This window comes from Kutzneria sp. 744 (assembly GCF_000568255.1).
Lineage (GTDB): Bacteria > Actinomycetota > Actinomycetes > Mycobacteriales > Pseudonocardiaceae > Kutzneria.
Genome location: NZ_KK037166.1, coordinates 9181189 through 9207228 on the forward strand (window position 1 = coordinate 9181189; position 26040 = coordinate 9207228).

The window sequence follows — 26040 nt, forward strand, 5'->3', positions numbered from 1 at the left end:
TGCCGGGTCCAGATAACCAAGAACGAGGAGATCCTCGCCGGAATGCGTCTCCACGGCCGCGGCCCAGCCGTGGCGTTCGTCCCAGAGCAGGGCCAGCTCGCGGTCGGGGAAAGCCGGTGGTGTCCCGTCGAGTGCCAGGTAGGCAGATGCCGGGACGGTGCTGTCCACCGTGGTCGATTCTTCTCCGACGCCGAGCGCGCGGGCGACGGCGGTCACGTACGCGCGCAGTCCGCGATCGAAGGTGTCGGCGTCGATCCAGGTGAACTCGGTCAGGTCGGCTGTGCGCCGAGCTTCGATGGGGCTGTCGGCCAGCTTCGGCGCGCTGTGCACCGTGTTCCTTTCGCCAGTGGTTGATCATTCGGATTCAGGAGGACGGGCGGGCCGATGGCCCGCCCGTCGCATCACCACATCGTCGATCGAGCATCACCTCCCTGGCCTCGTCTGCCGAGCAGGACGCGTTCCGGCGGCGACCGGGCTCGGGGCCATCGTCGATCGACCGCGCCGAACCGGCCACGGTGTGGCGGCAGGGTCGGCGGCACGTCGGACGGTGGCATCGCGGCCGGGCGAGGCTCGGCCGGATCCGGCGGCGTGGACCACTCGGCCGCGATGATGGCGTCGAACTCGGCGCGAACCAGTTCGTCGTCGGCGCACAGGAGGTCGAGGAATTCGCCACCCACCCTGTCGTCGGCTACGGACTCCGTGGTCATCGCGCCACCTCCGGCTCGTGCGGGGCCGGGTGTCAGGCGTTGATCTGCCTGGTCTCCGCGTTCGCGTTGTCGATGGCGATCCGCCGCGGCTTGGCTTTCTCCGCCACCGGGATTCGCAACGTCAGCACGCCCAGCTCGTACTGGGCGGTGATGTGCTCGGTGTCCAGCGCCTCCCCCAGGAACAGCTGGCGGGAGAACACCCCCAGCGGACGCTCGGCGACCTGGGTCTGCACGTTCTCGGCGCCGTGCAGCGGACGGCGCTCGGCCTTGACGGTCAGCACGTCGCGCTCGACGTCCAACTCGATCGCCTCGGGATGGACACCGGGCAGATCGAAGTGCACCACGAACTCCTCGCCCGTTCGGTAGGCGTCCATCGGCATGGCCGCCGGACGGGACCACGTCCCCGGGTTGGCCGCGCCGAAAACCTGCTGGGCCAGCCGATCGAACTCCCGGAACGGATCGGTGCGCATCAACATCGTTCCACCTCCACGTCCTTCGTCTGGTGTCAACGCGCACCACAGTTGTAGCATGTCGTCCAAATGATGACAAGTCAGATGTCGTCGATAGGATGACAGCGTGCGAGAAGCTCGCGCTCGAACGCGGCTTGCCTCGGCTGTGGGCGCTGCCCCGAACGTCGACGCGCGGCGGTCAGCAGCCGGCGGCGCTGGTCGTAGCGGTGGTCGAGTAGCGGGTCGTCACCGAGTCGGAGCAGGCCGAAGGCCGGAAATCGAACCGACACGTCGTCGCGGAACGGGGTGGTGCCGCGGTGTGCCTCGATCCGGGCTCACACCGGCCGGAGGCCGTCCATCAGGAGGGTGAGCAGGCGACCGGCCTTGGCTTCGTGCTCGGGCCGGGGGGCCACGGTGAAAATGCCGATGAGGGAGGCGGCGATGTCGTCGGCGGTGACGTCGGAGCGGAGGTCGCCCGCCGCGCGGCCGGCGTCGAGCATCGTGGTGATGGCCGCCAGTAGCTCGGTCCGGGTCTGCGCATGGGCGATCTCGCCTGACTCGATCATCGCGAGCAGCGTGTCGAGCATGCCGTTCTTGGTTGCGATCCAGTCCCCGAACATGTCCATCCAGCGTCGCATCGCCGCGGCCGGGGGCAGCTGGCCGAGCAGCTCGCGGGCACCGGTCGTCAGCCGCGCGACCTGGTCCCGGTAGATCGCGTCGACCAGCGATTCGCGGGTCGGGAAGTGCCGGTAGAGGGTGGCGATGCCGACCCCGGCCTCGCGGGCGATCGCCCGCAGCGACGGCTCGGCGTCGGCCGACCCGAACATGCGGGTCGCCACCGCGAGCAGTTGGTCGCGGTTGCGGATGGCGTCCGACCGTGGCGCGCGTGTCTCCGTCTCGCTCAAAACGGATCACGCTCCGGTTGTGCTAGGGTCATCCATGGAAACGGAGCGTAGTCCGTTTCAACGTTCCCTCGGTCTCAAGGAGACAGGCGCACATGCGGCAACCGAGCGATCGCCCGTCGACGGCCAGCGGCAGAGCGGTCCAGCTCGATTCGTTCGGCGGCCCCGAAGTCCTCGACGTCCGTGAGATTCCCGTGCCGCAGGCCGGCCCGGGGCAGGTCCGGGTGCGGGTCGCCGCGGCCGGCCTCAACCCGATGGACTGGATCATGACCGCCGACGCGGACACCGCCGCCCGGTTCGGCTTGAGCCTGCCGGTCGGGTTCGGGACCGACTACGCGGGAGTGGTCGACCAGGTCGGCGCCGGGGTGACCGGCTTCGCCCCGGGCGACCGGGTGTTCGGGGGCGCCCTGTCCCGCGCGGTCGCCGACTTCGTGGTGGTCGATGCGGCTGGCGGCGTCGCGGCGAACGAGGCCTGTCACACCCCCGACGGCGTCGACGACCGCACCGCCGCCACCCTCGCGATCGCCGGCCGCACGGCATCCGCCGCCCTGGCCGTGATCGACCCCGGCCCGGACGACACAGTGCTGATCGGCGGCGCGGCGGGCGGGGTCGGGGTGTTCGCTGTCCAGCTGGCCCGGATCGCGGGAGCGCGCGTGATCGGGACGGGATCGGCGACATCGTCGGATTTCCTGCGCGATCTCGGAGCCGAGCCCGTCGCCTACGGCGACGGCCTGGCCGACCGGGTCCGCGCCCTCGCTCCCGACGGGGTCACCGCCGCCATCGACCTGCATGGGACGGACACGGTCCACACCGCACGGGAACTCGGCGTCCCGGACGCCCGCATCTGCGCCATCGCCGCGCAGGTCGACGGCGTGTCGACGGCCAACGGCGCGAACGCCGCTGTCGGCGCCCTGGACGAGATCGCCCGCCTGATCGCGGCGGGCCACCTCAGGGTGCCTGTCGCGGCGAGCTTCCCGGTCGAGCAGATCCGCCGCGCGGCCGAGCTCCAGGCCGGCCGGCACGTGCACGGCAAGGTCGTCATCGACCTCTAATTAGCGTGAAGAGGTCGCGCCGGGACTCCACGCCCACGGCTCAGAACTTGAAGCCGGACCCCTTCACCTCTGCGCTGGTGCTGGGCAGGACGCGCACCCAGGTCCGGATGAACCGGCGAGGCACCTTGGCGTTGAGCGCGGCCACCTCCTTGAGGCGCTGCCTGGTCATCTCGGAGCCGGCGCTGTTGGTGCGCCGGAGCGTGGACAGGCCGACCGGCGGCTCCATGATGTTGGGCGATTTCCCGTACGCCGGGTCGGCCTTCAGGCGGGGGTCGGCGGCATTGGCCTCGGAGACGGCCCCGGTCATGCGCCAGGACGCCCGCTCACGCTTGGCGACGTCCTGGTCGAACGTCGCGCGGTCCTTGGCGTACAGGGCCATCCAGGCGTTGACGGCCAGGTCGCAGTCGACGTCCTGGGGCCGCTTCTTCGCCTCCGCCAACCACTCGACCAGCCTGGTGGTCGGGTCGTCGGCGATCGTGCCCATCAGCTCCACCAGATGGATGTCGACCGAGCTGCTGGCGCTCTTGTACGTCAGGTAGGCGAAGTCGTTGTAGTAGTCGAGATGCTCGTGCGTCTCCAGCCACTCGGCCAGTACGGAGGCCGCCTTGTTGGCGGCGTCGTAGTCGGCCTTGGCGATGGCGGCGCTGTAGGTGATCCGCTCGTTCACCGACGGCGTGGCGTGCCAGACCAGGTCGTCCACCCAGGAGACGCAGATGTTCTCGCCGTCGAGGACACCACCCTCCACCATCAGCAGGCTCTGCTGGTCGACCCGGTGGCTCCGCAGGTAGGCGCGCAGGTTGGTGAGTTCCTTGCGGTGCTCCTCCGGCAGCAGTTGATCCTGCCACTTCCTGCGGAGGTCGCCGGGCTCCTCGACGTCCACGAACCACTCGGTCGCCTCGATCGGGTTCTTGTTGTCGAACAGCAGGTTCACGAAGATGTTGTTGCCGCCGGTGTCCTTGTGGAACTGCGGCGTCAGCTTGTACTGCTGCTGGGCCCGGTTCGGGTAGAAGTTGACGTCGATGCCGATCACGTACTCACGGCTCGTGAACCAGGGCTGCCGGTTGAGGTGGTCCCACTGGCCGTTGGCGGTCATGAAGACGTGGAGGAAGTCGACCACGTCCTTGGTCAGGGCGCCGGCGGCCGTGGCCGGCACGATGAGCGGGGTACGCTCGAAAGCGTAGTAGACCGTGCACAGGGTATAGACCATGTCCTTCTTGGGAACGATCGGATAGGTCGTCGCCAGCCTTTCCGCTAACGCGTTCCATCTTTCCGGATTGACCTTCAGGATGTCCTTGAGCGGCTTGGCGTTCATGAGCAGCGGCATGAGCGCCGGTGTCGGATCCATGCGGCGGATCGTAACAGTCAGAGTCGTGGGCAATTGTTGTGATCGCCTGAACGGCGGAAGGCCACCCTGTCATTCCGGATTTCGAGATCGCTCGGCCGAGCGATGGCATCCCCTGTGCCGTGTTCCGTACGGATACGGCCGTCCGGGTACTCGCAGGTCGAGCGTTACGGGCCGTTCGGGTGGCCTTTTTCCACTCGATCGGCGTACCGGTGCGAACCGTGCTGCGCGCGTGTGCCCAGCGGAAACTGCCGATCCCGTTTGCGGTATATGTACGTGGTGTAGGCCGGGTGGTCGAAACTGCTCCGAACAATGCACTGGGCCGTCACCGGGAATCCCAGAGTTTGCGCACCAGCTCGTACACCCTTTGCCCGTGGGAGAACTCGATGGTGTTGCCGTCGGGATCGCGGAGCGCGCAGACGTAGCCGACCTGTTCGTTCACGTACTGCGGCTCCCAGTGCAGCACACCCATCTCGCGGGCCCGATCCGCGATGCTGTCGACATCGGACCGGCTCGGCATTTCGATACCGATGTGCGCGAACGGCTTGAGCAGGCCCAGCTGGCCGCCGGCCGTCTCCTTTAACGACACCAGGACCAGCACGAACGGCGTCTCCGTCTGCTGGGCGTTCGACAGCCAGGCGCTTTCCCCGGCGTCGTCCTCGAACTGCGCGACGACAACCAGCGGCGTCAGTTCCGTGTAGAACGCAATGGCCTTCGGCAGGTCACCGGTCGGCAGCGCGATGTGGGTCCAGCGCGGCTGCGTGAGGGCAAATCGGTCCGAGTCCGCCATGGCCGATCACTTCCGGCGCGGCGGACCGGCGAGGACCTGGAGCTCCGTGAAGCCGTACAGGCCCCAGGGACCGTTCTCGACGCCGAGACCGCTCCACTTGTGGCCGCCGAACGGCAGATTGGGGCGGACACCGGCACCGTGGCTGTTGATGGTCACCTGGCCGCTGTCGACTTCGGTGGCCAGCGCCAGGGCCCGCTCGGCGTCGCCGGACCAGATCGACGCGGTGAGGCCGTAGTTGGTGCGGTTGGCCCGGGCCAGGGCGTCGGCCTCGTCTCGGTAGGACATCACCGGCAGCACCGGGCCGAACTGCTCCTCGTCGACGATGCGGATGCCGTCGTCGACGTGGTCGAGGATGGTGGGGGCGTAGAAGTAGCCGGGGCGGTCGAGGGGAGCGCCGCCGGTGACCGCGCGGGCGCCACGGCCGAGGGCGTCGGTGACGAGTTCGCTGACGCGGGCGAACTGCGGCCGGTTGTTGATCGGACCGAGCTGCGCGCCGGCGACCACGCCGTCGTCGACCTTGATCGTCGCGGCGATGGTGGCGAGGGCGTCGACCAGCTCGGCGTGGATGGACTCGTGGGCGTAGACCCGCTTCACGGCCAGGCAGACCTGGCCGTTGTTGCGGTAAGCGCTCCAGAACAGGTCCTGCGCGATCGCGGCGACGTCCACGTCCGGCAGGATGATCGCCGGGTCGTTGCCGCCGAGTTCCAACGTCACGCGCTTGAGGTCGTCGGCGGCCGAGGCGGCGACCTTCTTGCCCGTGGCGGTCGATCCGGTGAAGCTGACCTTGCGGGGCACCGGGTGCGCGACCATGGCCGCGCCGAGCGGATCGCGGCCGGTGACGACGCTGAGCACGCCGTCCGGCAGCACCTCGCGCAGCACCTGGCCCAGGGCCAGCGTGGCCAGCGGCGTGAACGGGGAAGGCTTGAGCACCACCGTGTTCCCGGCCCGCAGGGCCGGCGCGATCTTCCACGAGGCCAGCGCCAGCGGGAAGTTCCACGGCGTGATGGCGGCGACCACGCCCAGCGGCTTGCGCACGACCTCCTGGTACGCCACGGCGTCGTCCTGGATCACCTCGCGGGGCACCTCGAGTTCGGCGTAGTAGCGCAGCCAGGCCGCCGCCGCGCCGATCTCCTCCAACGCGTCGTTGAGCGGCTTGCCCTGCTCCGCCGTGAGCACCGGGACCAGCTCGCCGGCCCGCTTCTCCACCGCGTCGGCCGCCGCCCGCAGGGCCGCGCGCCGGACGCCCTCGTCCCGCCGCCAGCTCTGGAAGGCGTCCTGTGCCGTGGCGAAGACCAGGTCGAGTGCCTTGTCGCCGATCTGGGGCGCCTGCGCGAAAACCTCGCCCGTGGCCGGGTTGATCACGTCGAAGGCGCCGTCGGCGGCGAAGTCGAGCGCGTCCGCGGACACGATGTCGGCGATGGCGGAGGACATGGATGCTCCTTTGTCAGGGCAGCAGAACGGGTTTGATCGTCGCGCCGGAAAGCGAGTCACGCTCGGCGGCGTCGATGTCGTCGAGGGGATAGGTGCGGATGAGGCGGTCGAACGGGAAGCGGCCGTCCCGCCAGAACTCGATCAGCCGGGGCAGGAAGACCTTCGGGACCGCGCCGCCTTCGAGGGTGTAGGTGACCGTGCGGCCGGCCAGCTGCGAGGGATGCACTGTCAGCATCCCGGCGCCCACGCCGACCAGCACCGCCTTGCCCCGTCGTCCCAGCACGGCGATCGCGTCACCGACGACCTTTTCCACCGCGGTCGTCTCAAGGCTGAAGTCCATGCCGCGCACCTCGTCGGTGACGGCTTGGTAGGTGCGGGTGGCGCCCAGCTCCGTGGCCATCTCCAGGCGTGACTGGAGAAGGTCGACCACCACGATGTCGCTCGCCCCGGCCAGCTTGGCCGCCATCACCGCCGCCAGCCCGACCGGGCCCGCGCCGAAGACCGCGATCGACTGCCCCGGGGCCAGCCGCATCTCGTTGAGCACGGAACCCGCGCCGGTCTGAAGTCCGCAGCCCAGCGGGCCTAGCAGCGCTAGCGGCAGGTCGGGATCGACCACGACGACGTCACGCTGGGCGGCCACCGCGTGGCGGGCGAAGGAGGACTGGCCGAACCACCGGTTGCGCACCGGCTGGCCCTCGGCGTCGACCGCGCTCGTGCTGCCGTCGGCATATCCGCCGCTCACGTTGCGGAGCTCGAACTCCTCGCAGTACGCCGGGCCGCCCTGGAGGCACTCGCGGCAGGCGCCGCAGGAGGCGAAGCTGAGCAGCACGTGGTCGCCGGGGCGTATCCCCGTGACCGCCGTGCCGACCTCCGTCACCACACCGCTTCCCTCGTGTCCCAGCACGATCGGCGCCAGCGCCGCCCCCATCTCGGGGTCGCGGGGCAGCATGTCCGTGTGGCACATGCCCGCGCCGGCGATCGCCACCAGCACCTCGTCCGGCCGCGGGCCGTCGAGGGTGATGTCCTCCAGGGAGAATCCCCGATCGAAGCCGCGCAGCACCATCGCCCGCGTCGTTGTCATGCTTTCGAGTGAACGTCGTCGGTCACCGCGGGCCTCTCGTCGATGGTCAGCACCCTCACGTTAGCCAGGGGGCATCCTGGCGGCACCCGTCGCCGGCCGTGCGGGCAGAACCTTCGCTCCGAACGCTCTACTGTGGTTACGGCGCAGGGGAGGGGGTTCATGGACGAGGTCGGCAACTCCATCCGGGATTCCTTCGTCGGCTTCGCAGTCCAGGCCGGCCGCATCTCCGGCGGCGTGCACGTTCACGCCGCTTCGCCGGTCAGTTGGCCCCACCGCGTCGGCGTCGTGCCGCCGCTGGCCGACTGCCGTCAGCTCCGCTCCGCCGACACCGAGCTGGCTTCCCAGTCCTCCGGGTGCCTGGTGTTGACCGGCCTCGGCGGCGTCGGCAAGACCCAGCTCGCCGCCGCCCTGGCCCACCGCGTCTGGTCCCAGCGCGAGGTCGACCTGGTCGTGTGGGTCACCGCCACCTCCCGCACCAGCGTCGTCGCCAGCTACGCCCAGGCCATCGGCGACATCACCGGCGGTGCGGACCCCGACCAGGACCAGGCCGCCGCCCGCTTCCTGGCCTGGCTGGAGGCCACCGGCCGCCGTTGGCTCGTCGTGCTCGACGACCTCACCGACCCCGCCGACCTGCACCGCCTCTGGCCCCCGACGTCCGGCCGCACCGTCGTCACCACCCGCCGCGAGGACCACGCCCTCACCGCCGGCCGCTCGGTGGTTCGCGTCGGCCTCTTCAGCCCTTCGGAGTCCTTGCAGTACCTGGAGGCCAAGCTTTCTTCTGCCCAGCTCTCCTCGGCTTCGGATTTGGCCTCCGACCTGGGCCACCTCCCGCTGGCTTTGTCCCAGGCCGCCGCCTACATCCTCGACCGTGGCCTGACCTGCGCGGACTACCGGACGCGCCTCGCAGAACGCCGCCTCACCGACCTGGTGCCCGAACCCAGCGCCCGCCCCGACGACTACCGCAACGCCGTCACGGAGACCTGGTCGTTGTCCATCGAGCTGGCCGACCGCCTCCGCCCCGAAGGCTTAGCCGGCCCGCTGCTCCGCATCGCGGCTTTGTTGGACCCCAACGGCATCCCCGCGCGTCTGTTCACGACACCGGTTGTCTTGGACTACCTCGGTCCCGAGCCAGTCCACGCGGACGACGCCCGCGACGCCCTACGTTGCCTGCACCGCCTCAGCCTCGCCACCTTGGACGAGGCCACCGACACGCTCCGCGTGCACAATCTCCTGCAACGCGTGGTGCGTGAGCAGACCAATGACCTAGCTGTGTCTGTGGGCATCGCCGCCGACGCCCTCATGGACCTCTGGTCGGAGGCTGCACGGGACGAGCGCATCCTCCTGGCCAATACCGCAGCCCTGCAGGAATCGGCCGGATCGACGTTGTGGAGTGCGGACGGTGCCGATGTCGGAGTGCTGTTCGTGGCAGGCGCCAGCCTGGGTGGTTCCGGGCAGGATGCGGCGGCCGCTGCCTACTTCGAACGCCTGCACGCCACTGCTGTCGACCAGGTCGGGCCGAACCATCACATCACCCTCGACGCACGGCATCAGGGCACGTTCTGGCAGGGCGTGGCGGCAGACCCGGCCGGTGCGGCCGTTCTTCTGGCCGAACTGGCCGATCTCCAGAGGCAGATTCTCGGACCGGACCACCCGAACGTGTTCCACAGCCGCGCCCAGCTGGCTCAGTGCGCCGGGGAAGCCGGAGACACAGTGGCCGCCGCCTCCGAGCTCGACCGCATCATCGAGGACGGCACGCGGATTTTCGGCGCCGAAGATGCCTTTGTCCTCAGCCTTCGGTACCTTCTCGCCCACTGGCAGGGGCAGTCCACCGATCCGGTCTCTGCCTGGCAAGAGCTGGTGGCCGACTACCTCCGTGTTCAAGGCCCGGATAACCGGATGACAATCCTGGCTCGCTGGCAGTTGACGAACTGCCTGGCCGAGCGTGGCGACATGGCTGACGCCGTGGCGATGCTCGAGGAGCTACTGCTGGATATGCTCCGAGTGCTGGGTCCCGACCATCTGGAGACCCTGACTGTCCGCCGCAGTCTCGTGACCTGGCGCGAGCAGGCGGGAGGCGGCTTTGATGCCACCGAGCTGCGGGCATTGTTGTCCGATGCCGACCGCATACTGGGCTCCGATCATCCCTTCACCTTGGAGCTTCGCTGGGATGTCGCAACGAGGCAGATCCAGGACGGTGGTCTTCTCAATGCGGTCGAGGTCTTTCAGGATCTGCTGAACGATCATGTGCAGGTGTACGGCGATGGCCACCCCAATGCCGCCGCTGTTCGCGAAATCTTGACTGTCCTGCAAAAGCGGGCCACATGAATCCGGCGCGGGGGAGTCTGCTGTCGTACCTGACCGAGGGCGAGCGGGAATACCTCCTGGCCGGCGGGGTGAGGCGCAAGTTCGGGGCGGATGAGGTGTTGATCCGGGAGGACGATCCCTCGGACTTCCTGCACGTGATCGTGGAGGGCTGGGTGCGGGTGTCGACGCTGCTGGAGGACGGGCGGGAGCTGGTGTACGCCCTGCGGGGGCCGGGGGATGTGCTGGGGGAGCTGGCGGCGCTGCACGGGTGGGAGCGGACGGCGTCGGTGCGGAGCGTGGAGCCGACGACGGTGGTGCAGCTGACGGCGCAGCAGTTCCAAGGGGTCCTGCGGAGCCGGCCGGAGATCGGGATCGCGGTGATCAAGTCGCTGGCGGTGCGGCTGCGGGAGGCGGAGGGGGCCAGGGTGGTCTCGGTGGAGCTGGACATCAGCCACCGGCTGGCCCGGCACCTGGCGCGGCTGATGGAGGAACGAGGGCGGACGACGGCGGAGGGCATCGAGATCGACACGCCGTTCACGCAGGAGGAGATCGCCAACCAGCTGGGGGCGTCGAGGCGGGCGGTGGCCCGGGCGATGGCGATGCTGAGGTCCCGAGGGGTGCTGAGCACGGGGCGCCGACGGATCGTGGTGGAACGGCCGGACGTGCTGAGGTCCCTGGCCCGCCTCTGAGCCGACCGCTACGGGGAGTTCTTCGCCGACATCGTGTTGTCGCAGGTCAAGTAGCGGGTGTGGGGCGCGATCAATGCCGAGCCCACGCGCCCGGCGGCCACCTCGACCGGGCCGACGGCCGCGACGGCGTGCACCCGGCGATCGGCCGCCAGCGCCAGCAGCCGATCCGGCACCGGGCTCACCAGGTCGTAGAACTCGAAACACCGCAGTTCGGCCCCGGAGAACTCGATCTTCGGGCGTAACCGATCAAAGCTCGGGTTCTGGCCGGGCACCCCGAACTCGGCCAGAACCTCGGCGAGCGCGCGCCGCAGGCACTCCTCCCCGTCCTCACGGCCCGTCCCGCTCTCGAACCACCGCACGAACCCCTCGATCGAGCTGATCGGCAGGGTTCCGCGCAGGTGATGGTCGTCGTCGGCCTCGAAGCCCAGCCGCCCCAGGGGTTCCGTGTACCGCAGCACCGCACCCGGCGGGGCGAACGCCCCCGGTCGCAACGCCGACTCCACGAGCACGATCCGGTCGTCCACCCGGATCCGCAACACCGCCGCGCAGTTCACCCGCACCGGCCGCGGACGTCGTTTCCAGAACACGGACTCCCACCTCCTTCCGGGTGAACGCCACGCCCCGTGGGGACCGGCCGCTCCTAGCATCGAAATGGATGGTCGCGTGGCCGCGGCGCCGGAACTGGCCAGTCGCTGGCCATGTTGCGCCGGCTCTGGCCGATCATGCCGAGTGAGCCACATGGCACGTTCGCCGCGTGCCGCACGGCACTGTGCCGCATCACCGCCCGGCGCATGCTGAATGCGGCCGGATTCACCGGTAGCGAATTCCCGGGTGATTCGTTCGGTGGTCGACGCCGGCCTTCTTCGCTCACGAGGGAGGGGGAATCATGGAGAGTCACGTCATTGTTCTGGTCGCCGGGCTTGCTCGGATCTGACCGGGCCCACACGCTCGCTGTGCTCGCCGACCGGCTGGAAGCCGGTCGGCGAGCGCGTGCGTCAGCCGGGCACGAACAGCCACGCCTGTTCGCTGAAGCCCTTTCCGGGAATGTCCACGCCGACCTCACGAAAAGCGTCGGGTGAAATTCCGGGATAGCCGTGCCTGAGCACGTCCTTGAACAAGGTCCTCGACGCCATCACCACATGGTCGACGCCGGTGTTCGCGGCGAGAGCCGAGCGCAGCGCCGGCGAGTCGAGCAAGCGGTGCACGGCGATCGTCGCGGTGCCCACCCAGCCGTTGACGCTGGGCGTGAGCAGCCCCCGATCCATCGCCGTCCTGATGCGCAGCCGATGATGGCTTTCGAGGCCTCGGTTCACGTCGCGCATCGCGTGCGCGAGCCCCTCGATCAACAGGGGCACCACCCGCGCCTCGTCCAGGTTCTCGGGCAGGATCGCGAACTGGCTGTCGCCGGCGCCCTCGGTGATCACCGCCGACTCCTCGACGCCGGCGTGGGCCCTGGCCCGCCGCAGCACCTGCAACAGCCTCTCCTGGGCCACCATCGCCTCCGGGTTGCCGAACCGGCTGTAGTGCTCGATGTCCGCCGCCATGCACAGGCGCACGCGTGGCTGGTCGTCGCTGGACCGCCGACGTGCCGGCAGCACCACACATAACCGCCACGGCGTGGGCACATGGTGGTGGTCGAGACGCCGTCGCAGCAGGGGAAGTCCCGTCCGGGCGAAGGACATGTCCACCCGCACCGTCAGGTCGAGCTCTCGCGGCGAGGATTCCATCGGCAGGAATGCCTGTAGCGCAACGGCTTCCGTCGGCAGCGCCGGCCCGTCGAGCCGGCCGAGCGTCCAGCTGAACGTCGACTCCCCGATGCCCGACACGGAGCTCAGCGTCTCCGGCCCGGTCAGATCGGCCACGACGACCGACGGGGAGAGCCCGGCCCGCACGTGAGTGACGACCCTCGACCACCCCAGGTCCGCCCGCTCCGGTGTCAGCGTCACCGTCAGGATCGCCCTGCTGTCCGTGGCAGGCACGCAGTTCGCCGTCACCATCGCGTTCACCGCAGCGAGGGGATGTCGGACCGGGTGCGCGTGCCTCCGGTGAGATAGGCGGCATGCGGTGCGACCAGCGCCTTTCCCGCGCGGCCGTGCGTGATGTCCGCCGACGTCGCCGCCAGGACCGTGTGCACGTGGGGATCCGCCGCCAACTCCAGGATCCGGTCCCGCAGCCGAACCGCCTGCTGGTTGGCGCACACCATGTCGTGGAATTCGAACCTTCGCAGCTGCCGGTACGGTTTGCCCGCCACCGGCGTCGGCCCCTCGACCTCCGTCCTGAGATGAGTGAAGCTCAAGTTCGCCACATCGGCCGCCAGGGCGGGAAAACCCACCTCGGTCAGCTCCTCGGTCAGCTCACGGCGCAGACACTCGTCCGAGTCCTCACGGTAGGCGCCGCTGTCGAACCAGCGCAGGAACTCCGGCACCGACCGGGCCGGCAGCACGCCGCGGATGTCGTTGCGCATATCGGATTCCCGGTCCGTCCACCGGTCTCCGTGAAAGCCCAACCGGTCCAGCACGTCGGTGGCCGGGCCGAAATACTTGTACACCCCGCCGGGCGGCGTGTACGCCCCCGGCCGGGATCGCGCCTCGAACAGCACGATCCCGTCGTCGTCCCGGATCCGCAGTATCGCGGAGAAGGACACGCGAACGTGTGGCGGAGCTGAGCGCGGGCGCCAGACCACGAGCCCCACCTCCTTTCTCGTGAACCCGCCGCCGGCCGGCACGTCCGTCAGTGACCGGCGACGCAGTCGTGGAGGGACAAGCTGATGACCAGACGACCACAGCCGTTGTCGGCGGGGCAACGACAATCACTGCTCGACCTGTTCCGCGCGGAGGTCCGCTCGGCGGCCGACCGGGGGGAACCGGTGTCAGCCGACGATCTCGACGACAGCATCGACGATCCCGGCCAGGCGGACGGCGGTTAGCCGGTCGTGGAAGACCCGCCGCACCACCTCGATCGTCACCTCACGCACATCCTCACCTGCTTCGACCCGTCGACTGATGATCCGCACCATCCGCTCGGCCACGTCCTCGCCGGTGTCGCGCTCCGCAGCGAGAGTCAGCGGCGTCGCGACCGGGTGCATCGGCGTGGGCGTCTCCTTGCGTCCCAACGGCCTTTCGATGTTGGCGTCGAACCAGTGCGGCCGGCTGCGCATCGCCGCCAGCACCCGTTCGACGTCGCGGCCGGTGGCCTCCGTGGTGCTGCCCGACCAGTCGCCCGTGACGCTCGCCCGGCGTTCCGCCCAGCTGTCGATCGGCCACAGCTTGTGGCCCGCGGTGTTCGGCACGCCGACCCACTCCATGACGTGCAGGGCCAGCGCGACCAGCCACGGATCGGCGTCGAGCCGGTCGGCAAGCCACCGCGGCACCCGAGGCCGCTGCGGCGCCCCGAGCAGACCGCGACGCCTGCGGTAGCCGTCGATGGTCGCGGACCTGGCCATTCGGGCGATCCACGCCTCCAGGTCGACGATCGGCGCCGTCGCGCGGCGCCGCACGCCATCCACCACCGCCTCCACGTCGTCGTGGAAACCATCGACACAATCGGGTGACAGCAGGGTCATTCGGGTCGCGCACCGCTGATGGCCGCGACGCAGCTCCAGCGGTCTGGTCAGGCGGTCGAAGACGATCGGCCACACGAGTGAGTACAACGCCCCGTCCAGTCGAGCCCGCCTAGCATTGGCCGGGCTGGAGAGCTGCGCGCCGAGCCGCCCGCCGCGGGCGAGTTCGCGCAGCTCGTCGAAGTCGCCCCGCTGGACGACGGGAGTGTGCGCTGCCGACACCGACAATCTCCTCACACATCCGGATAGCCTGTCCGGGTGGATGGTGGCCTGGCCGCGGCGCCGGAACTGGCCAATTCCAGGCCGTTCCGCGGCGACACCGGCCAAAGGCGGCGGAGGGGGCATGACGCGGTTCGAAGCCGAGCTGACCCGGGAGTTCATGGCTCTGCGCCGGGGAAGGGGCCTGCACCGGCCGAACGTGCACACGGTGATAGGACCGGCCATCGCGCGGTGGGCGGACGTTCCCCCGGATTGCTCGAACGCGGACGTCAGACGGCTGGTGAACGCCGCCGTCGCGCAGATCCCGGACATGGACCTGCCCGAGGAGGAACGGCGTGTGGTGCTGGTGGCCCTTGCGCTGGACCGGGAGTTGCGATCCGCCACGCTGTCCACGAGGACCGAGTTGCTGGGCACCGAGTTCCGGTGGTCGGAGCGGACGACCCGAAGGCGGATCGACGACGCGTTCGCCAAGCTGGCGCAGGTGATCGTCAAACGCGTCGACCCGTCCGACCCGGAACGCGGCTGGGCGGTGCGACGGCTGAGAGTGTTGGTGCGGCTGGACCGTGAGGCGCCCGAGGTGATCGAGGAGCGCACGATCGTCGCCACTCGCGACGACCTGTCCCAGATCGTCGCCCGGTTCAGCGTGCCCCGCAGGCCCGACTCGGCCGACCTGGACCGCGAGGTGCACGCCGACGTCCAGCACGGGGCCCGCATCGTCGCCGAGGACCGCCAGGGCGCCAACCACTTCCGGTACCTGCTCGAACTGCCCCGGCCGCTGGCCCGAAACGAGTCGCACACGTATTCGATCGTGTTCCAGGTGCGCGACGGGCAGCCGATCTCCGACCACTACGTGTTCAACCCGTTGGTCAGCTGCGCCATGTTCGAGGCCCGGGTGCGATTCGACGCCGGCCGCCGGCCGCTGGTCGTGTGGCGCACCGACCGTGCTTCGCCCCGCACGTTGCCGCACCACGGTGTGCCCGACGGCCCCTTGCTCACCCTCGACCGGGCGGCCGAGGTGGTGGCCCGCTTCGACGGTCTCGAACAGGGCTTCAGCTATGGCATCTGCTGGCGTTCCGCCTGATCTGCCGCCACGAGGTAGTCGTAGGCGTTCTGCAGGATCGGCTCCGGTCGGCCGTTGGCGATGTGCCGCAGGATGATCGGCGCCGCTTCGATGAGCCGCGCGGTCGCGGCCGCATGCGCCCAGTCCACCAGGTTCTCCTCGGTCACCGCGGCCAGCAGCCGGGCCCGGGCGTCGTCGCCGAACACATGATCGGGTCCGGGCTCGCCGGCGGGCAGGAAGCCGTAGCTGGACAGGGCATCGATGGCCAGCGCGACATCGCCCTCGTTGATCAGCGCCTCGTGTTCGCCGGGTTCGCCGTGGCAGATGCCCAACGCGACCGTCCACGGCCCGAAGTGCCGCTCCGGCAGATCCCGCCGCCGGACCGCTTCGGCCGCTCGCAGGGCCAGCCTGATGCCCCGCATGCGGTGGTGTTTGAACACCGCCACCAGCAACGCGGCCGGCCCCTCCAGATCCGCGGGATCGATCGTGGGCAGCATTCGCAGCACCAGCTCCTCGGCCCAGTCGAGGTCGTCGGCGCCGATGGCCGCGGCCGCGATCAGCAGTCGGTCGGCGCTCGGCGCGCGGCGGAGGCGAGCGACGATCTCGGTCGCCAGGTCGGGCGCCTTCGCCAGCAGCCGGTGGGCCGCCGTCGCCGCCTGCTCGGCCGGGCCGCTTTCGACGTCGTGCAGCCACTGTTCGACGCTGCCCGCCACCGGCGGGGGCTCGCCGAGCAGGCCGGTCGGCATCAGGAAACCGAACCTCAGCCTGGGAAACCACGCCTGCCGGTCCTGCGTGGTGAGGTGTTCGGTGATGGAGGCCTGCTCAAGGCGGATGGCGAACGCCTGGCCGATTGTCGTGACACCGCGCAGCCGCTCGGCGAGACGGGTCAGCTGCAGGCAGCCGGCGGTGGAGTAGGCCCGGTCGAGGGCGGGCGTCGACATCACGCCCAGCTTGTCGAGCGCCGTCTTCGCCTGGTGGTTCAACGGCCACGGATTGTCCGGCGAGATCTGCGCCGCGACCAGCAGGCCCAGTTCCGACAGGCTCGCGGCGGCCACGACGGAGCACGCGTGCTGACGAAGTTCGTGGCTGGTTTCCCCGGTGAGCACGGCCTGCGCGGCCGCCACGAGCGCCACGGACGCCGACCGGTGATGCGGACCGGGTCGGGCGCGTCGCCGCAGGTCGTGCAGCGCGGTCAAGGCCCCCGACCGCGCGAGGTCGGACGCCTCCGACGACGTGATCACGCGCGACAGCGGCTCCGGCATGCCCAGTTCGAGCAGCACCGAACTGGCGTGCCTGGCCCACATGCCGTCGGGGTGGAGGAGTTGGCGCTCCAGTTGCCGGCTGAACTCCTGCATTGTCGTCGCGGGCTGGTTGTACGCCGACGCCAGCAGTTCGGCCTTGCGCTTCGGGCTCGATGCCCTCTCCACGACCGCCGACACGTCGTCCGCCGAGACGTCCGGGCGCGCGACATACACGGTCAGCGCGTCCTGCCACTGCTGCGCGGTGTGCCGCCATTCCACGATGTTGGGGGCGGCCGGACCTCGACGCAGGCCCGAGGCGGCGAGATGATCGCGGTCGGCGTTGTCCGCGAATCGAATCTGACCGTGGTCCATGACCGCGATGCCCGACCGGATGAGCCGGGGGTCGACCGGTCTCGATTCGTTGCGGTCCAACAGGTTCATCGCCAGCAGCTCGCCGGCCCGCAGCACCTGCTCGTCACCGTTCACCTTGGCCAGCAGCAGGGCGCGGTGAAGATCGACGGCCGAGTCCGGCACCCCGTTGGCCGCCACGTAGTCCACCAGCAGCGACAGGTCCCGGGGTCGGCCGATGTTCAGCCGCTGCCACCCCCGGTCGTTGAGCAGCGCGTCGAGCAGCTTCTCGACCGCCACCTCCGGGACCCGGCGCCAGAGATAGATCTCGATGGCCCGTTCGTCGAGATTCCTCAGCTCCACATGCTCGAAGCCGTCGACGGCCTCGCCGGCGGCGAGGATCGGCATCGCGGGGTAGAGGCTGTGGAGTTCGCTCACCACGGCCGGCGGGGCGTCGTCGAGGATCAGGTGCACGACGCCGAGACGGCCGTGCTCAGGGTCGATCATCGGCGGCCGGAAATCCCTGGCGTGCACGAACAGCGGCACCGGTTTGGTGTCGTCCGCGACGAGGCGGTGCCCGAACTCGCGCAGCACCGTGGTCTTGCCGCTGCCCCTCTCGCCGCTCAGCACCACGTGGTCGTACTCGGCGAGCAGCTTCTGCACGGAGGGCGAGTCGTTGGCGGCCAGCTCCAGGTAGTGCTCGACGCGAAGGTCGGCGGCCAGCTGCGGCGACGCGTCGCGCAATGCGCGCCGCAGGTGTCGGGCAAGTTCGGCCTTGGCCTGGTCGAGGCGCACGTCCCAGTGCTCGAAGGGGTCGCCGTCCGTCAGCCATTCGGTGGCAACCGCGGCGACCGCCGTAACGGCATGCAGCTTGGCGACGCTCTGCATCTTTGCCGGCCACTTGAGGGTGCGGTGCGCGGAGAGGAGCAACTGGGCCAGGTGATCACGCCACCACACGGGTCGGGCCTGCGCCGGGTAGAGCCGGTGCGCCTGCACGCGGATCGTGAGCAGCACCCGAAGTGCGTCGTGGTTGTCGGCGTGGGTGAAGCGACGGCAGATTCGCAGCACCTCGTCGGCGCCGACATCAAGATGCAGCAGCCGGCTACCGATCGCGAGGGCACGCTGGAGCCGGATCAGCTCGGCCGGATCGCGCGAGGCGTAGACGTCCCGCAGCAGCGACACTTCCAGCCAGGAGAAATCGAACTGCTGGGGAACGCCGTCGGCGAACTCGGCGTAGTCGATCAGGTACGGCCGCCCGTCGACCACCATCACGTTGGTGCAGTTGAGGTCTCCGTGCGCCGCGGACGTCACGCGGTCGGGCAGACCGGTGGTCAGCGCGTCGAGCAGCGCGGCGAAGGGATCCGCGCAGGGAATCGCCGGAGTCGGCAGCAGTTCTCGACGCGCCGAGCCCCGGCTGGACACGACGACGCCGCTCCCGGCGCTGGCCTCAGCTCCGTCGACGTGGATCACGACCGGGTCGGCGGCGTCGGCCTCGAAGGCCACGCGGTCGCCCGGCGCGTAGTCGTCGGGACCGCCGGTTGTTGTGCGGCGAAGGATTCGGTGCACCATGGCCGGCGCCGACGGGCCGTCGTCGGACCGGATCTCGAGGCTCACTCCGAGTCTGCGGTTCTGCGTGATGAGCGAGGAGACGTCCGGGTTCACGCCGCGTACGTCGTAGAAGGTGGACCGGGCGGCCTGGAACAGCCGTTCGATCGCGGTGACGGCCTCGTCCTGTCGTTGCGGGTCGGCGGCCACCTCCAGCAGCGTCCATGCCGGACTGGACGCGTCACCGTCGAATTCGGACGCGTCGTCGTACACGATCGCGCCCCAGTCATGCACCTGGCTGCGCCGCTCCCGGGCGACGACATCGCGAGACGCGGCGAGCACCCGCGCGAACACGGAGTTGCCGCGTCGGCGGATCTTCTGATAGCCCAGCCATTCGCGGGCCATCACGTCCACCCGGTCGACCTTGAGCACGCGGGTCAGCGCCTGTCCCTCGAACGCCAGTTCCACCCGCAGCACCATCCCGCCGCTGCGACCGTCGGTGAAAGCCTTGAGCACCTTGACATGCCGCACCACATGCGGCCAGGCTCCCTCGCCGTCGGCCTCGATCCGGCCGAGCGCCCAGCGCACCCGGTCGCGCTCGTCCTCGCCGAGCACACCCTCGGCGAAAGTGGCTTCCGGTTTGCTCACGTGCACCATCCTCCCCACCGAACTGACGGACAGGGACGCATACCCCGATGACGGATCACCCGCAAGAGCGAGCAGAATGGGCCCGCCTGTGTGACGACGCCCGGCGGACGACCGTCGCGGCCGAGGCCCTGGGGTTCGGCTCCCAGCTGCGTGACCTGCGTGCGCAACTGCTGCGCGGCAACGGATCGCTGACCGAGTGGGACCGGTTGCTCGACGACATCGCCGCCGCGGCGAGACGGGTGGACGGACACATCACGAAGGGGGACGGGGTGCGCCGGCGCCGGCTGCTCGCCGCCGACCAGGGCGGCTACGTGTGCCCGGCCGGTCGCTGTGACCGGCACGAGCCGTGGACGGCGGTCGCCGGCACGCCGCAGTGCGGCCTGCTGTCGCGGCCGATGACCGAAATCTGAGCCCGTCCGTCAGAACGACGTACGCGCACACCTGGGGGCTGACACCATGAAGGGGCCGGAACGACGGCGGGCGCTGCTCATCGGCACCGCCAACTACCTGTGCGACAGCTACGACACGCTGACCTGCGCACAGGCGGACGTCAAGCAGCTGCTGCGCGTCCTCAGGGACTCGCGGATCGGCGCCTTCGACGCGGTCGAGTGCGTGCTCGACCCGAGCGCGGACCGGATGCGCCAGGCGATCGCCGAGTTCCTGGAGGACCTGGAGCCGGCCGAGCTGGGGCTGCTCTACATCAGTGTTTCACGGCACGCTACTCGCCGGCACCACCGGCGAGTTCCACTTCGTGGCCGCCGACACCGACGACGACGTCCAGCGCACCGGCGTCGACGCCGGATACGTCAACCAGCAGCTGGAACAGTGTCGGGCCGCGCAGAAGGTGGCCATCCTGGACTGCTGCCACAGCGGCGGATTCGCCCGGGGACTGAGCACCAAGGGGGGCAAGCGGGCCCGGCAGGAGCCGATGCTCGCGCCCAGGGACGTGTTCATCATGTCGTCCTGCCTCGACGACCAGGTCTCCTACGGCGGAGGCGAGACGGAGGACGGCCCGCAGCCCTCCAGGTTCACCGGGGAACTGGTGAAGGCGCTGCACAGCGGCTACGCCGACACCGGCAGCGACGGCATGGTGTCCGCGGGCGAGCTGTTCGATCACGTCAGCAAGCAGCTGCGCAGGACGTTCTCGCTGCCGCAGATGCCGGTCTACTCCGCGCTCAACATCCACGAGCCCATCTACGTCGCGCGCAGCTACCTGGGGCCGCTGCCGCGCACGTCGGAGATCAAGCTGCCGCCGCCGAAGGCGCCGACGCTGGATGCGGACCGGCAGGGCAGCTGGCCGCGGCTGCTCGAGTACTACCGGAAGTGCCTGGCTGCGGAGACGTCGTCCATGCAACTGATGGGCGTAGAGGAGGTCGGCGAGAGCTACGTCTGCTGGGAGGGGGAGGAACGGCTGCTGTCCGGTGACGTGGAGGCGGACGGGTCGGTGCCCACGCCCCCGGAGGCCGTCGAGCTGGTCGAGCGCGCGATCGAGGAAGAAGCCCAGCTGTGGTGCGGTTATCCGACCGTGGTGGTGGTGAAGTCCGATGACGGCAAGCGCTTCCCCACGCATCGGTTCGCGCCGCTGTTCATCCGACGGGTGGAGATCCGGGTCGACGGCGACGAGCTGCGGCTGTGTGCCGTCGGCGAGCCGGAACTGCATCCGCAGCTCCGCGGCGCCGCCCCGGACGACTTCCGGCCGATGTGGCGCGGCGGCGCGCACCACGAGATGGTCCGTGAGGTCCGCAGCGCCCTGGAGAAGTACGCCGAGCTGCCGGTGATGGGCCTGCTCGATCCGAGCTCGCTCGAACCCGTGATCGACGTCCGCACGCCCAACTCCGGCTCCCGTAACTCCGCGGTGCTGTTCGTGATCAGCACTGTCCGCGACCAGTCGAGCTCACAGGTCGCGACCGAGCTCGACGAGATCGGCCGGCGGGCCGCGGCCGTCGGGAACACCGCGCTCGGCGCCCTGCTGGGGCCGGCGGCCCAGCCGGTCGAGCCGAAGTGGGAACCGGTCACCCCGATGCGGCTCAACGAGGGCCAGCAGGCCGTCATCGAGTCGGCCATGGTCAACCGGCTGACCGTCGCGACCGGGCCGCCGGGCACCGGCAAGAGCCAGCTGGTGGCCAATCTCGTCGCGACGGCCGTCGCCAACGGCCAGAAGGTGCTGGTCGCGTCGACCAACAACAAGGCGGTCAACGTCGTGTCGGACCGGTGCCAGGAGCTCGTGCCCGGGTCCGTCGTCCGAACGGGCAGCAGCCGTCCGGTCAACTACCGGGAGCGGGAACGGGATTCGCTCCAGCTGCTGGCCACGATCACCCCGCCGCCGGTGAACAGCAGCACCGCCCTGGCCCGGCTCGCGATGGCACGGCGCGACCTGGACGTCGTCACGAAGGCGATGGCCGACAAGGCGGAGGCGGAGCGAAAGCTCCTCGCCACCGGCCAGAGCCGCGACCGTGCGGCGGCGGATCTTGGGCGGTCTACCGCCGAACTGCGGGCCGTATTCGCCACGGTCGTCAATCTGGATGCCCATGCTGCGAAGGCATCCCGGCTGGCGCACGCTCGCCTGCTGGCCACATGGCGTCGGCGGCGCTATCTGAAGTCACTTGCCTGGCACCAGGAACCGACGGTGGAGACGTGCCATGCGCTGGCGGCCTGGTTCCAGGTCGATGCGGAGTGGACTCGTGGCCGGGCTGTGGTCGCGCAACTTCCGCCGGACGATGTGGAGACGCAGGCGCTTGCACGGTGCCAGCAGGCCGTGCAGGACGCGTCCGAGCAAGTGCTGGACAGTGTGGTTCGGGAGCGAGCCATCGGCGGCAAGGCCAAGATCCTCCGGCTGATGAACGCCTCCGCGTCGAGGTCCCCGGACTGGCCGGACGTGCCGCCGGTGTTGAGCGCGGTCGGCGGCTGGGCGGTCACCACCCGCAGCATCCGGCGCTTTCCCACACAGCCCGGCCTGTTCGACCTGGTGATCATCGACGAGGCGAGCCAGTGCACCGTCGCCGACGTGATTCCCACGCTGTTCCGGGCCAAACGGGCGCTGATCATCGGCGACGCGATGCAGCTGTCCCCGGTCGTGACGCTGAAACCCGCGCTGGAGGCCCAGGCGCGGGCCGAGGCCGGCATCGCGGCGGACTGGCTGGAGAAGCACCGGCTGTCCTATCACCGGCACTCGTCGTTCCACGCCTTCGAGACCGCCCGGGGCGGCAGCATGCTGCTCGACGAGCACTTCCGCTGCCACCCGGACATCGCGGAGATCGCCAACCAGCACTTCTACGGCGGTCAGCTGACCGTGCTCACCGACGTCCGGAACCTGCGTCGGCTGCCGGAACGGGACGAGGGCGTGATCTGGTCGCAGTGGGCCGGCCGGGCCGCCCGCAGCTCGGGCGGCTCCTGGGTGAACAAGGACGAGGTCGAGCGCGTGTTGCAGGCCGTGACCAAGCTGCGGGCGGAGCTGCCGTCGGGCGCTCAGATCGGCGTGGTGACGCCCTACACCGCGCAGGCCACGGCGCTCAAGCGCCGGCTGAGGGACCAGCCCGAGGTGTTGGTGGGCACGGTGCACGAGTTCCAGGGCGGCGAGCGTGACGTGATGGTGTTCTCCCTGGTGGCCAGCAAGGACATGCCGGCCGGCAGCCGGTCGTGGCTCAACCGTCAGCTGAACCTGTGGAACGTCGGCATCACCCGGGCGAAGTCGCACCTGATCGTGGTGGGCGATCAGGACCTGTGGGGGCGGGAGGGCGGTCTGGGCGCGGTGCTCGCGGACGCCGCCGAACGGGCCAAGACCCGGGTGGCGGCCGGCCGGGACGACGAGCTGTCGCGCCTGCTGTTCGCCCGTCTGGACGGCCCGTCCGTCCGCGTCGAGCTGAACAAGACGGTCCACGGGCATCGCGCGGACGCCGTCGTCGAGAACGGCGCTCGGACTCGGGCGGTGCTGCTCGACCGGGGATGTGAGGATGGGTCGGCTTCGTGGCATCTGCGCCGCCAGCACGCGCGCGCCGGGCTGCTCGACGGCGAGCGGCTGCCCGCGTGGCGCCTGTTCGCCGAGGACATCGACGCCTTGCCGAACTGACCGGTCAGGAAAGACCCAGCAGGCCGTCGATGCCGGTGACCCGCATCACCTTGAGCAGATGCGGCTGGGGGTTGGCCACGGTGAAGGCGATGCCGCGCTGCTCGGCCGCCTGGCGGCCGGTCAGGAGGACCCGCAGGCCGGTGGAGTCCATGAAGGAGACCTCGGTGAGGTCGATTCTCACGGCGTGGGCGCCGGCGGTCGAGACAGCCGTGGTCACGGCCTCCTCGAGGCTCGGCGCGGTACCCAGGTCCACCTCGCCGGCCACGGCGAGGACCACGGTCTCCGTCCCTTCGCTGCTGATTCGCACCGGGCAACCCTACTTGCGTCCGAGCACGTGGTGCACCGCCGCGTCCGGATCGGGGTGTCGGAACACGGGGCCGACCGGCGGCGTGGCCATCCGGTCCGGCCCGCGGAGGGCCGGCAGTAGGTCGGCACTTAGTACTTTCAACGGTTATCTGTTTCACAACTTATACCTTTCCGTCTCCCCTGCGCCATAAATGTCCCCCCCCAGCTCTCGTAAAGCATTACACCCTTAATAGTAAGCTTCCTCGTGGAGGGTTCCATTTCTACCGCGACTTGTTAGTTCGGACGGGCCTGAGCTGCTGATTTCATAACACAACTAAGGAAAATTATATGACGACTCTTAATATAAGTCCAAATAGAATGTATGGCAAGTTAGAAAGATAAAACTTGCATGACCGCGAACCTTCCTCCAGAGAAGCTTTTCAGAGCAAGCCTCTTATGACCTTTATCTCGAACATCGGGGTCTAACTCAAGGGTCACGGACAATCAGTGAGCCACGCCGTCGACCCCGCCGGGCACGTCGGTGAGCCTGCGGATCCGGAAAACACCGACCAGATCATCCAGTGAGATCCAGTTCACCAGCCGGCCGACAACGGCCCCCGCCGCCGCACGAGCCCACCGCCCGCGTAGCTGACCCGAACCGCCCGGTCACCAACAGTCACCCTTTCGCCGCCGTGATCCACGCCGCCGTCGCCGTGAGTGACGAGCCAATGCCCGCCGGTGGTGTGCAGCGCCTTTGAACGCCGCCACCCCCTGCTCACCGCCCGTGACCGAACGTCGCTTCCGGCCAGCAACTGCTACCGCGGCCCCCACTCCTCCAACACCAATTCAGAACAACAGGTTCACATCGCCGAACTCGTGCCAGAGGTACCCGGCTTGGACTGCCTCGGCGTAGCAGGCCATGAGCAGCCGTTCGTCGGCGATCGCGGCCAGCATGTCCAGGTGCGAGGCCATCGGCTCGTGGAATCCGGTGAGCAACCCGTCCACCACCCGGACGCCGCGCTCGGGCGTGATCACCAGGTCGGTCCAGCCCTGTGCCGGCACCACGCGGCCGTCCTCGACGGCGCTTTCCAGTGCCCGCACGGCGGTCGTGCCGATGCCGATGATCCGATTGCCGGCCTCGCGGGCCTGGTTGACCAGGCGCGCGGTGGTGGCCGACACGGAAAACCGCTCCGGGTAGGGACGTTCGTGCGCCTCGGGTGAGGCGACGCCGGTGTGCAGGAGGATCGGCGCGAACTGGATGCCGGCCGACACCAGCCGTGTGACGATCCGGTCGGTGAACGGCCGGGCGGCGCTGGGCATCTCGGCGCTGCCCGGGTGCTCGGCGAAAACCGTCTGGTAGAACGGCAACGGCCACTGCCGTGGGACGTAGCTGTAGCGGATCGGCCGCCGTGATCCAGCAGATACCTTGGCACGGAAGGAACATCGAACGTGGCCGTCCACAAGCGACCCTGCGAGTACGCCTCCAGCAGCGTCACCGTGACGTCGCCGGGCAGTGTGTAGCGTTCCCCGGCCGTAGCCTCTCGGAACGGACCGTCGGCCGTGCGCAGTTCGATGAGCCAGTTGCCGTCCGGCTGCTTGGTCGACACGTGCAGCCGCAGCTCCGCGTTCAACACCGGCACCGCGGCCGGCAGCGTCGCCGAGGTGTTGACGACCAGCACATCGCCCGGTGTCAACAGGTTCGGCAGCTCGTTGAACCGATGGTGGCTGACCTCGCCCGTGCCGCGTCGGCCGACCAGCAGCCGAACGTCGTCGCGGGACAGTCCTCGGGCCTCCGGCGGCTCGTGCGCCTCCAGCTCCGCCGGCAGCGTGAACTCCACGGTTGCGGTCATCGTTCGCTCCAGATCATCACGGTCGCCCCCGCCGGGCCGCGCACCTCGAAGCCGTAGTGGCCTCGGGGATAGCGGCCCGGCCCGCGAACCAGCTCGTCGGACCGTGGACGCAGCGCGGTGTACGCCGCCTCCACCTCGCCGGGGGTGGCCAGCTCGAACGCCAGCGGCGCCGGCCGTGGCGAGCCGGGCGTCGCCAGCTCCACGTATGCGCCGTCGGCGGCCCGCAGCACGACCCCGCCGTCAAATCGATCCACCTCGGACAGTCCAAGTCGGACTGTGTAGAACTCCGTCGCCGCGGCGAGGTCGTCGACCTCGTACGGCAACCACAGGGCGACCGGTCTCACAGGCGCACCCGGCCGGACTCCGGGCGTTCGGTCACCAGCTTCACGTAGGCCGGCCCCCGCCTCCGGCAGCTGCCGGTCGCTGATGTCCTCGCCCGGGAACGCGTCCTGGTGCATCCGCGTGCGCAGGT

General features: G+C 69.6%; 21 protein-coding genes and 2 pseudogenes. 7 read left to right on the forward strand and 16 right to left on the reverse strand.

Going from position 1 to position 26040, the window contains the following annotated elements:
- The 4 genes from KUTG_RS62290 to KUTG_RS41980 all read right to left on the reverse strand — a co-directional run.
- Positions 1-255, reverse strand: a 255-nt coding sequence (locus KUTG_RS62290; RefSeq protein WP_369794673.1) for a DUF6292 family protein, incomplete at its 3' end; no start/stop codon positions are given.
- Between the two features lie 146 nt (positions 256-401).
- Entirely contained in the window at positions 402-707 is a 306-nt protein-coding gene (locus KUTG_RS41970; RefSeq protein ID WP_157495172.1) for a hypothetical protein, read from the reverse strand.
- A 32-nt stretch (positions 708-739) separates the two neighbouring features.
- Positions 740-1183, reverse strand: a complete 444-nt coding sequence (locus KUTG_RS41975; RefSeq protein WP_043725042.1) for an Hsp20/alpha crystallin family protein — start codon at positions 1181-1183, stop codon at positions 740-742.
- A gap of 308 nt (positions 1184-1491) precedes the next feature.
- A complete protein-coding gene (locus KUTG_RS41980) occupies positions 1492-2061 on the reverse strand; it encodes a TetR/AcrR family transcriptional regulator (RefSeq protein WP_043725045.1) in 570 nt (189 codons plus the stop codon).
- A gap of 92 nt (positions 2062-2153) precedes the next feature.
- On the opposite strand from KUTG_RS41980, the gene KUTG_RS41985 reads away from it, so the two are divergent.
- Positions 2154-3110, forward strand: coding sequence for an NADP-dependent oxidoreductase (locus KUTG_RS41985; protein WP_043725049.1), 957 nt, complete (start codon positions 2154-2156; stop codon positions 3108-3110).
- Between the two features lie 40 nt (positions 3111-3150).
- Here the strand turns inward: KUTG_RS41985 and KUTG_RS41990 are convergent, their stop codons facing one another.
- The 4 genes from KUTG_RS41990 to KUTG_RS42005 form a co-directional block, all read right to left on the reverse strand.
- Entirely contained in the window at positions 3151-4455 is a 1305-nt protein-coding gene (locus tag KUTG_RS41990) for a hypothetical protein (protein WP_052396042.1), read from the reverse strand.
- Positions 4456-4777: 322 nt separating this feature from the next.
- Positions 4778-5242 carry a VOC family protein gene (locus KUTG_RS41995; protein ID WP_043725051.1) on the reverse strand — a complete coding sequence of 155 codons (465 nt, stop codon included), beginning with the start codon at positions 5240-5242 and terminating at the stop codon, positions 4778-4780.
- A gap of 6 nt (positions 5243-5248) precedes the next feature.
- Positions 5249-6673 (reverse strand): aldehyde dehydrogenase family protein, encoded by a 1425-nt coding sequence (locus tag KUTG_RS42000; protein WP_043725054.1) that lies wholly within the window; start codon positions 6671-6673, stop codon positions 5249-5251.
- A 13-nt stretch (positions 6674-6686) separates the two neighbouring features.
- Positions 6687-7754, reverse strand: coding sequence for an NAD(P)-dependent alcohol dehydrogenase (locus KUTG_RS42005; protein WP_043725056.1), 1068 nt, complete (start codon positions 7752-7754; stop codon positions 6687-6689).
- A gap of 159 nt (positions 7755-7913) precedes the next feature.
- Here KUTG_RS42005 and KUTG_RS42010 point away from each other — a divergent pair, with 159 nt between their 5' ends.
- Entirely contained in the window at positions 7914-10079 is a 2166-nt protein-coding gene (locus KUTG_RS42010) for an NB-ARC domain-containing protein (protein WP_052396043.1), read from the forward strand.
- On the forward strand, positions 10076-10747 hold the full coding sequence (locus tag KUTG_RS42015) for a Crp/Fnr family transcriptional regulator (protein ID WP_043725058.1): 672 nt from the start codon (positions 10076-10078) through the stop codon (positions 10745-10747). Before KUTG_RS42010 ends, KUTG_RS42015 begins: the two co-directional genes overlap by 4 nt.
- A gap of 8 nt (positions 10748-10755) precedes the next feature.
- Here KUTG_RS42015 and KUTG_RS42020 read toward each other — a convergent pair whose 3' ends face one another.
- The 4 genes from KUTG_RS42020 to KUTG_RS42035 form a co-directional block, all read right to left on the reverse strand.
- Positions 10756-11334 (reverse strand): SMODS-associated NUDIX domain-containing protein, encoded by a 579-nt coding sequence (locus tag KUTG_RS42020; RefSeq protein ID WP_043725061.1) that lies wholly within the window; start codon positions 11332-11334, stop codon positions 10756-10758.
- Between the two features lie 408 nt (positions 11335-11742).
- Positions 11743-12753, reverse strand: a complete 1011-nt coding sequence (locus KUTG_RS42025; protein ID WP_157495173.1) for a hypothetical protein — start codon at positions 12751-12753, stop codon at positions 11743-11745.
- Positions 12750-13391, reverse strand: coding sequence for an SMODS-associated NUDIX domain-containing protein (locus tag KUTG_RS42030; protein ID WP_043725070.1), 642 nt, complete (start codon positions 13389-13391; stop codon positions 12750-12752). The genes KUTG_RS42025 and KUTG_RS42030 overlap by 4 nt, the downstream gene beginning before the upstream one ends.
- Positions 13392-13616: 225 nt before the next feature.
- Positions 13617-14528: a hypothetical protein gene (locus KUTG_RS42035; RefSeq protein ID WP_052396044.1), complete on the reverse strand. Its 912-nt coding sequence runs from the start codon at positions 14526-14528 to the stop codon at positions 13617-13619.
- A 121-nt stretch (positions 14529-14649) separates the two neighbouring features.
- Here KUTG_RS42035 and KUTG_RS42040 point away from each other — a divergent pair, with 121 nt between their 5' ends.
- Positions 14650-15606, forward strand: a complete 957-nt coding sequence (locus KUTG_RS42040) for a hypothetical protein (protein ID WP_043725071.1) — start codon at positions 14650-14652, stop codon at positions 15604-15606.
- Here the strand turns inward: KUTG_RS42040 and KUTG_RS42045 are convergent.
- Complete coding sequence (locus KUTG_RS42045) at positions 15579-19367, reverse strand: hypothetical protein (protein ID WP_157495174.1); 3789 nt, start codon at positions 19365-19367, stop codon at positions 15579-15581. The genes KUTG_RS42040 and KUTG_RS42045 overlap by 28 nt on opposite strands.
- Before the next feature lie 47 nt (positions 19368-19414).
- Here KUTG_RS42045 and KUTG_RS42050 point away from each other — a divergent pair, with 47 nt between their 5' ends.
- From KUTG_RS42050 to KUTG_RS65480, 3 genes and pseudogenes are all read left to right on the forward strand, one after another.
- On the forward strand, positions 19415-19777 hold the full coding sequence (locus KUTG_RS42050) for a hypothetical protein (RefSeq protein WP_043725075.1): 363 nt from the start codon (positions 19415-19417) through the stop codon (positions 19775-19777).
- 46 nt (positions 19778-19823) lie between these two features.
- Positions 19824-20036 (forward strand): annotated as a pseudogene (locus KUTG_RS66685) (caspase family protein); the annotation flags it as partial.
- Between the two features lie 34 nt (positions 20037-20070).
- Complete coding sequence (locus KUTG_RS65480; RefSeq protein ID WP_052396045.1) at positions 20071-23433, forward strand: AAA domain-containing protein; 3363 nt, start codon at positions 20071-20073, stop codon at positions 23431-23433.
- Between the two features lie 4 nt (positions 23434-23437).
- On the opposite strand, the gene KUTG_RS42060 is transcribed toward KUTG_RS65480, so the two are convergent.
- From KUTG_RS42060 to KUTG_RS42070, 3 genes and pseudogenes are all read right to left on the reverse strand, one after another.
- Positions 23438-23740: an STAS domain-containing protein gene (locus tag KUTG_RS42060; protein WP_052396046.1), complete on the reverse strand. Its 303-nt coding sequence runs from the start codon at positions 23738-23740 to the stop codon at positions 23438-23440.
- Positions 23741-24564: 824 nt separating this feature from the next.
- Positions 24565-25568, reverse strand: a pseudogene (locus KUTG_RS66690) (S-adenosylmethionine:tRNA ribosyltransferase-isomerase).
- Positions 25565-26040, reverse strand: a 476-nt coding sequence (locus KUTG_RS42070; protein WP_043725078.1) for a VOC family protein, incomplete at its 5' end; no start/stop codon positions are given. The gene KUTG_RS42070 and the pseudogene KUTG_RS66690, both read right to left, overlap by 4 nt.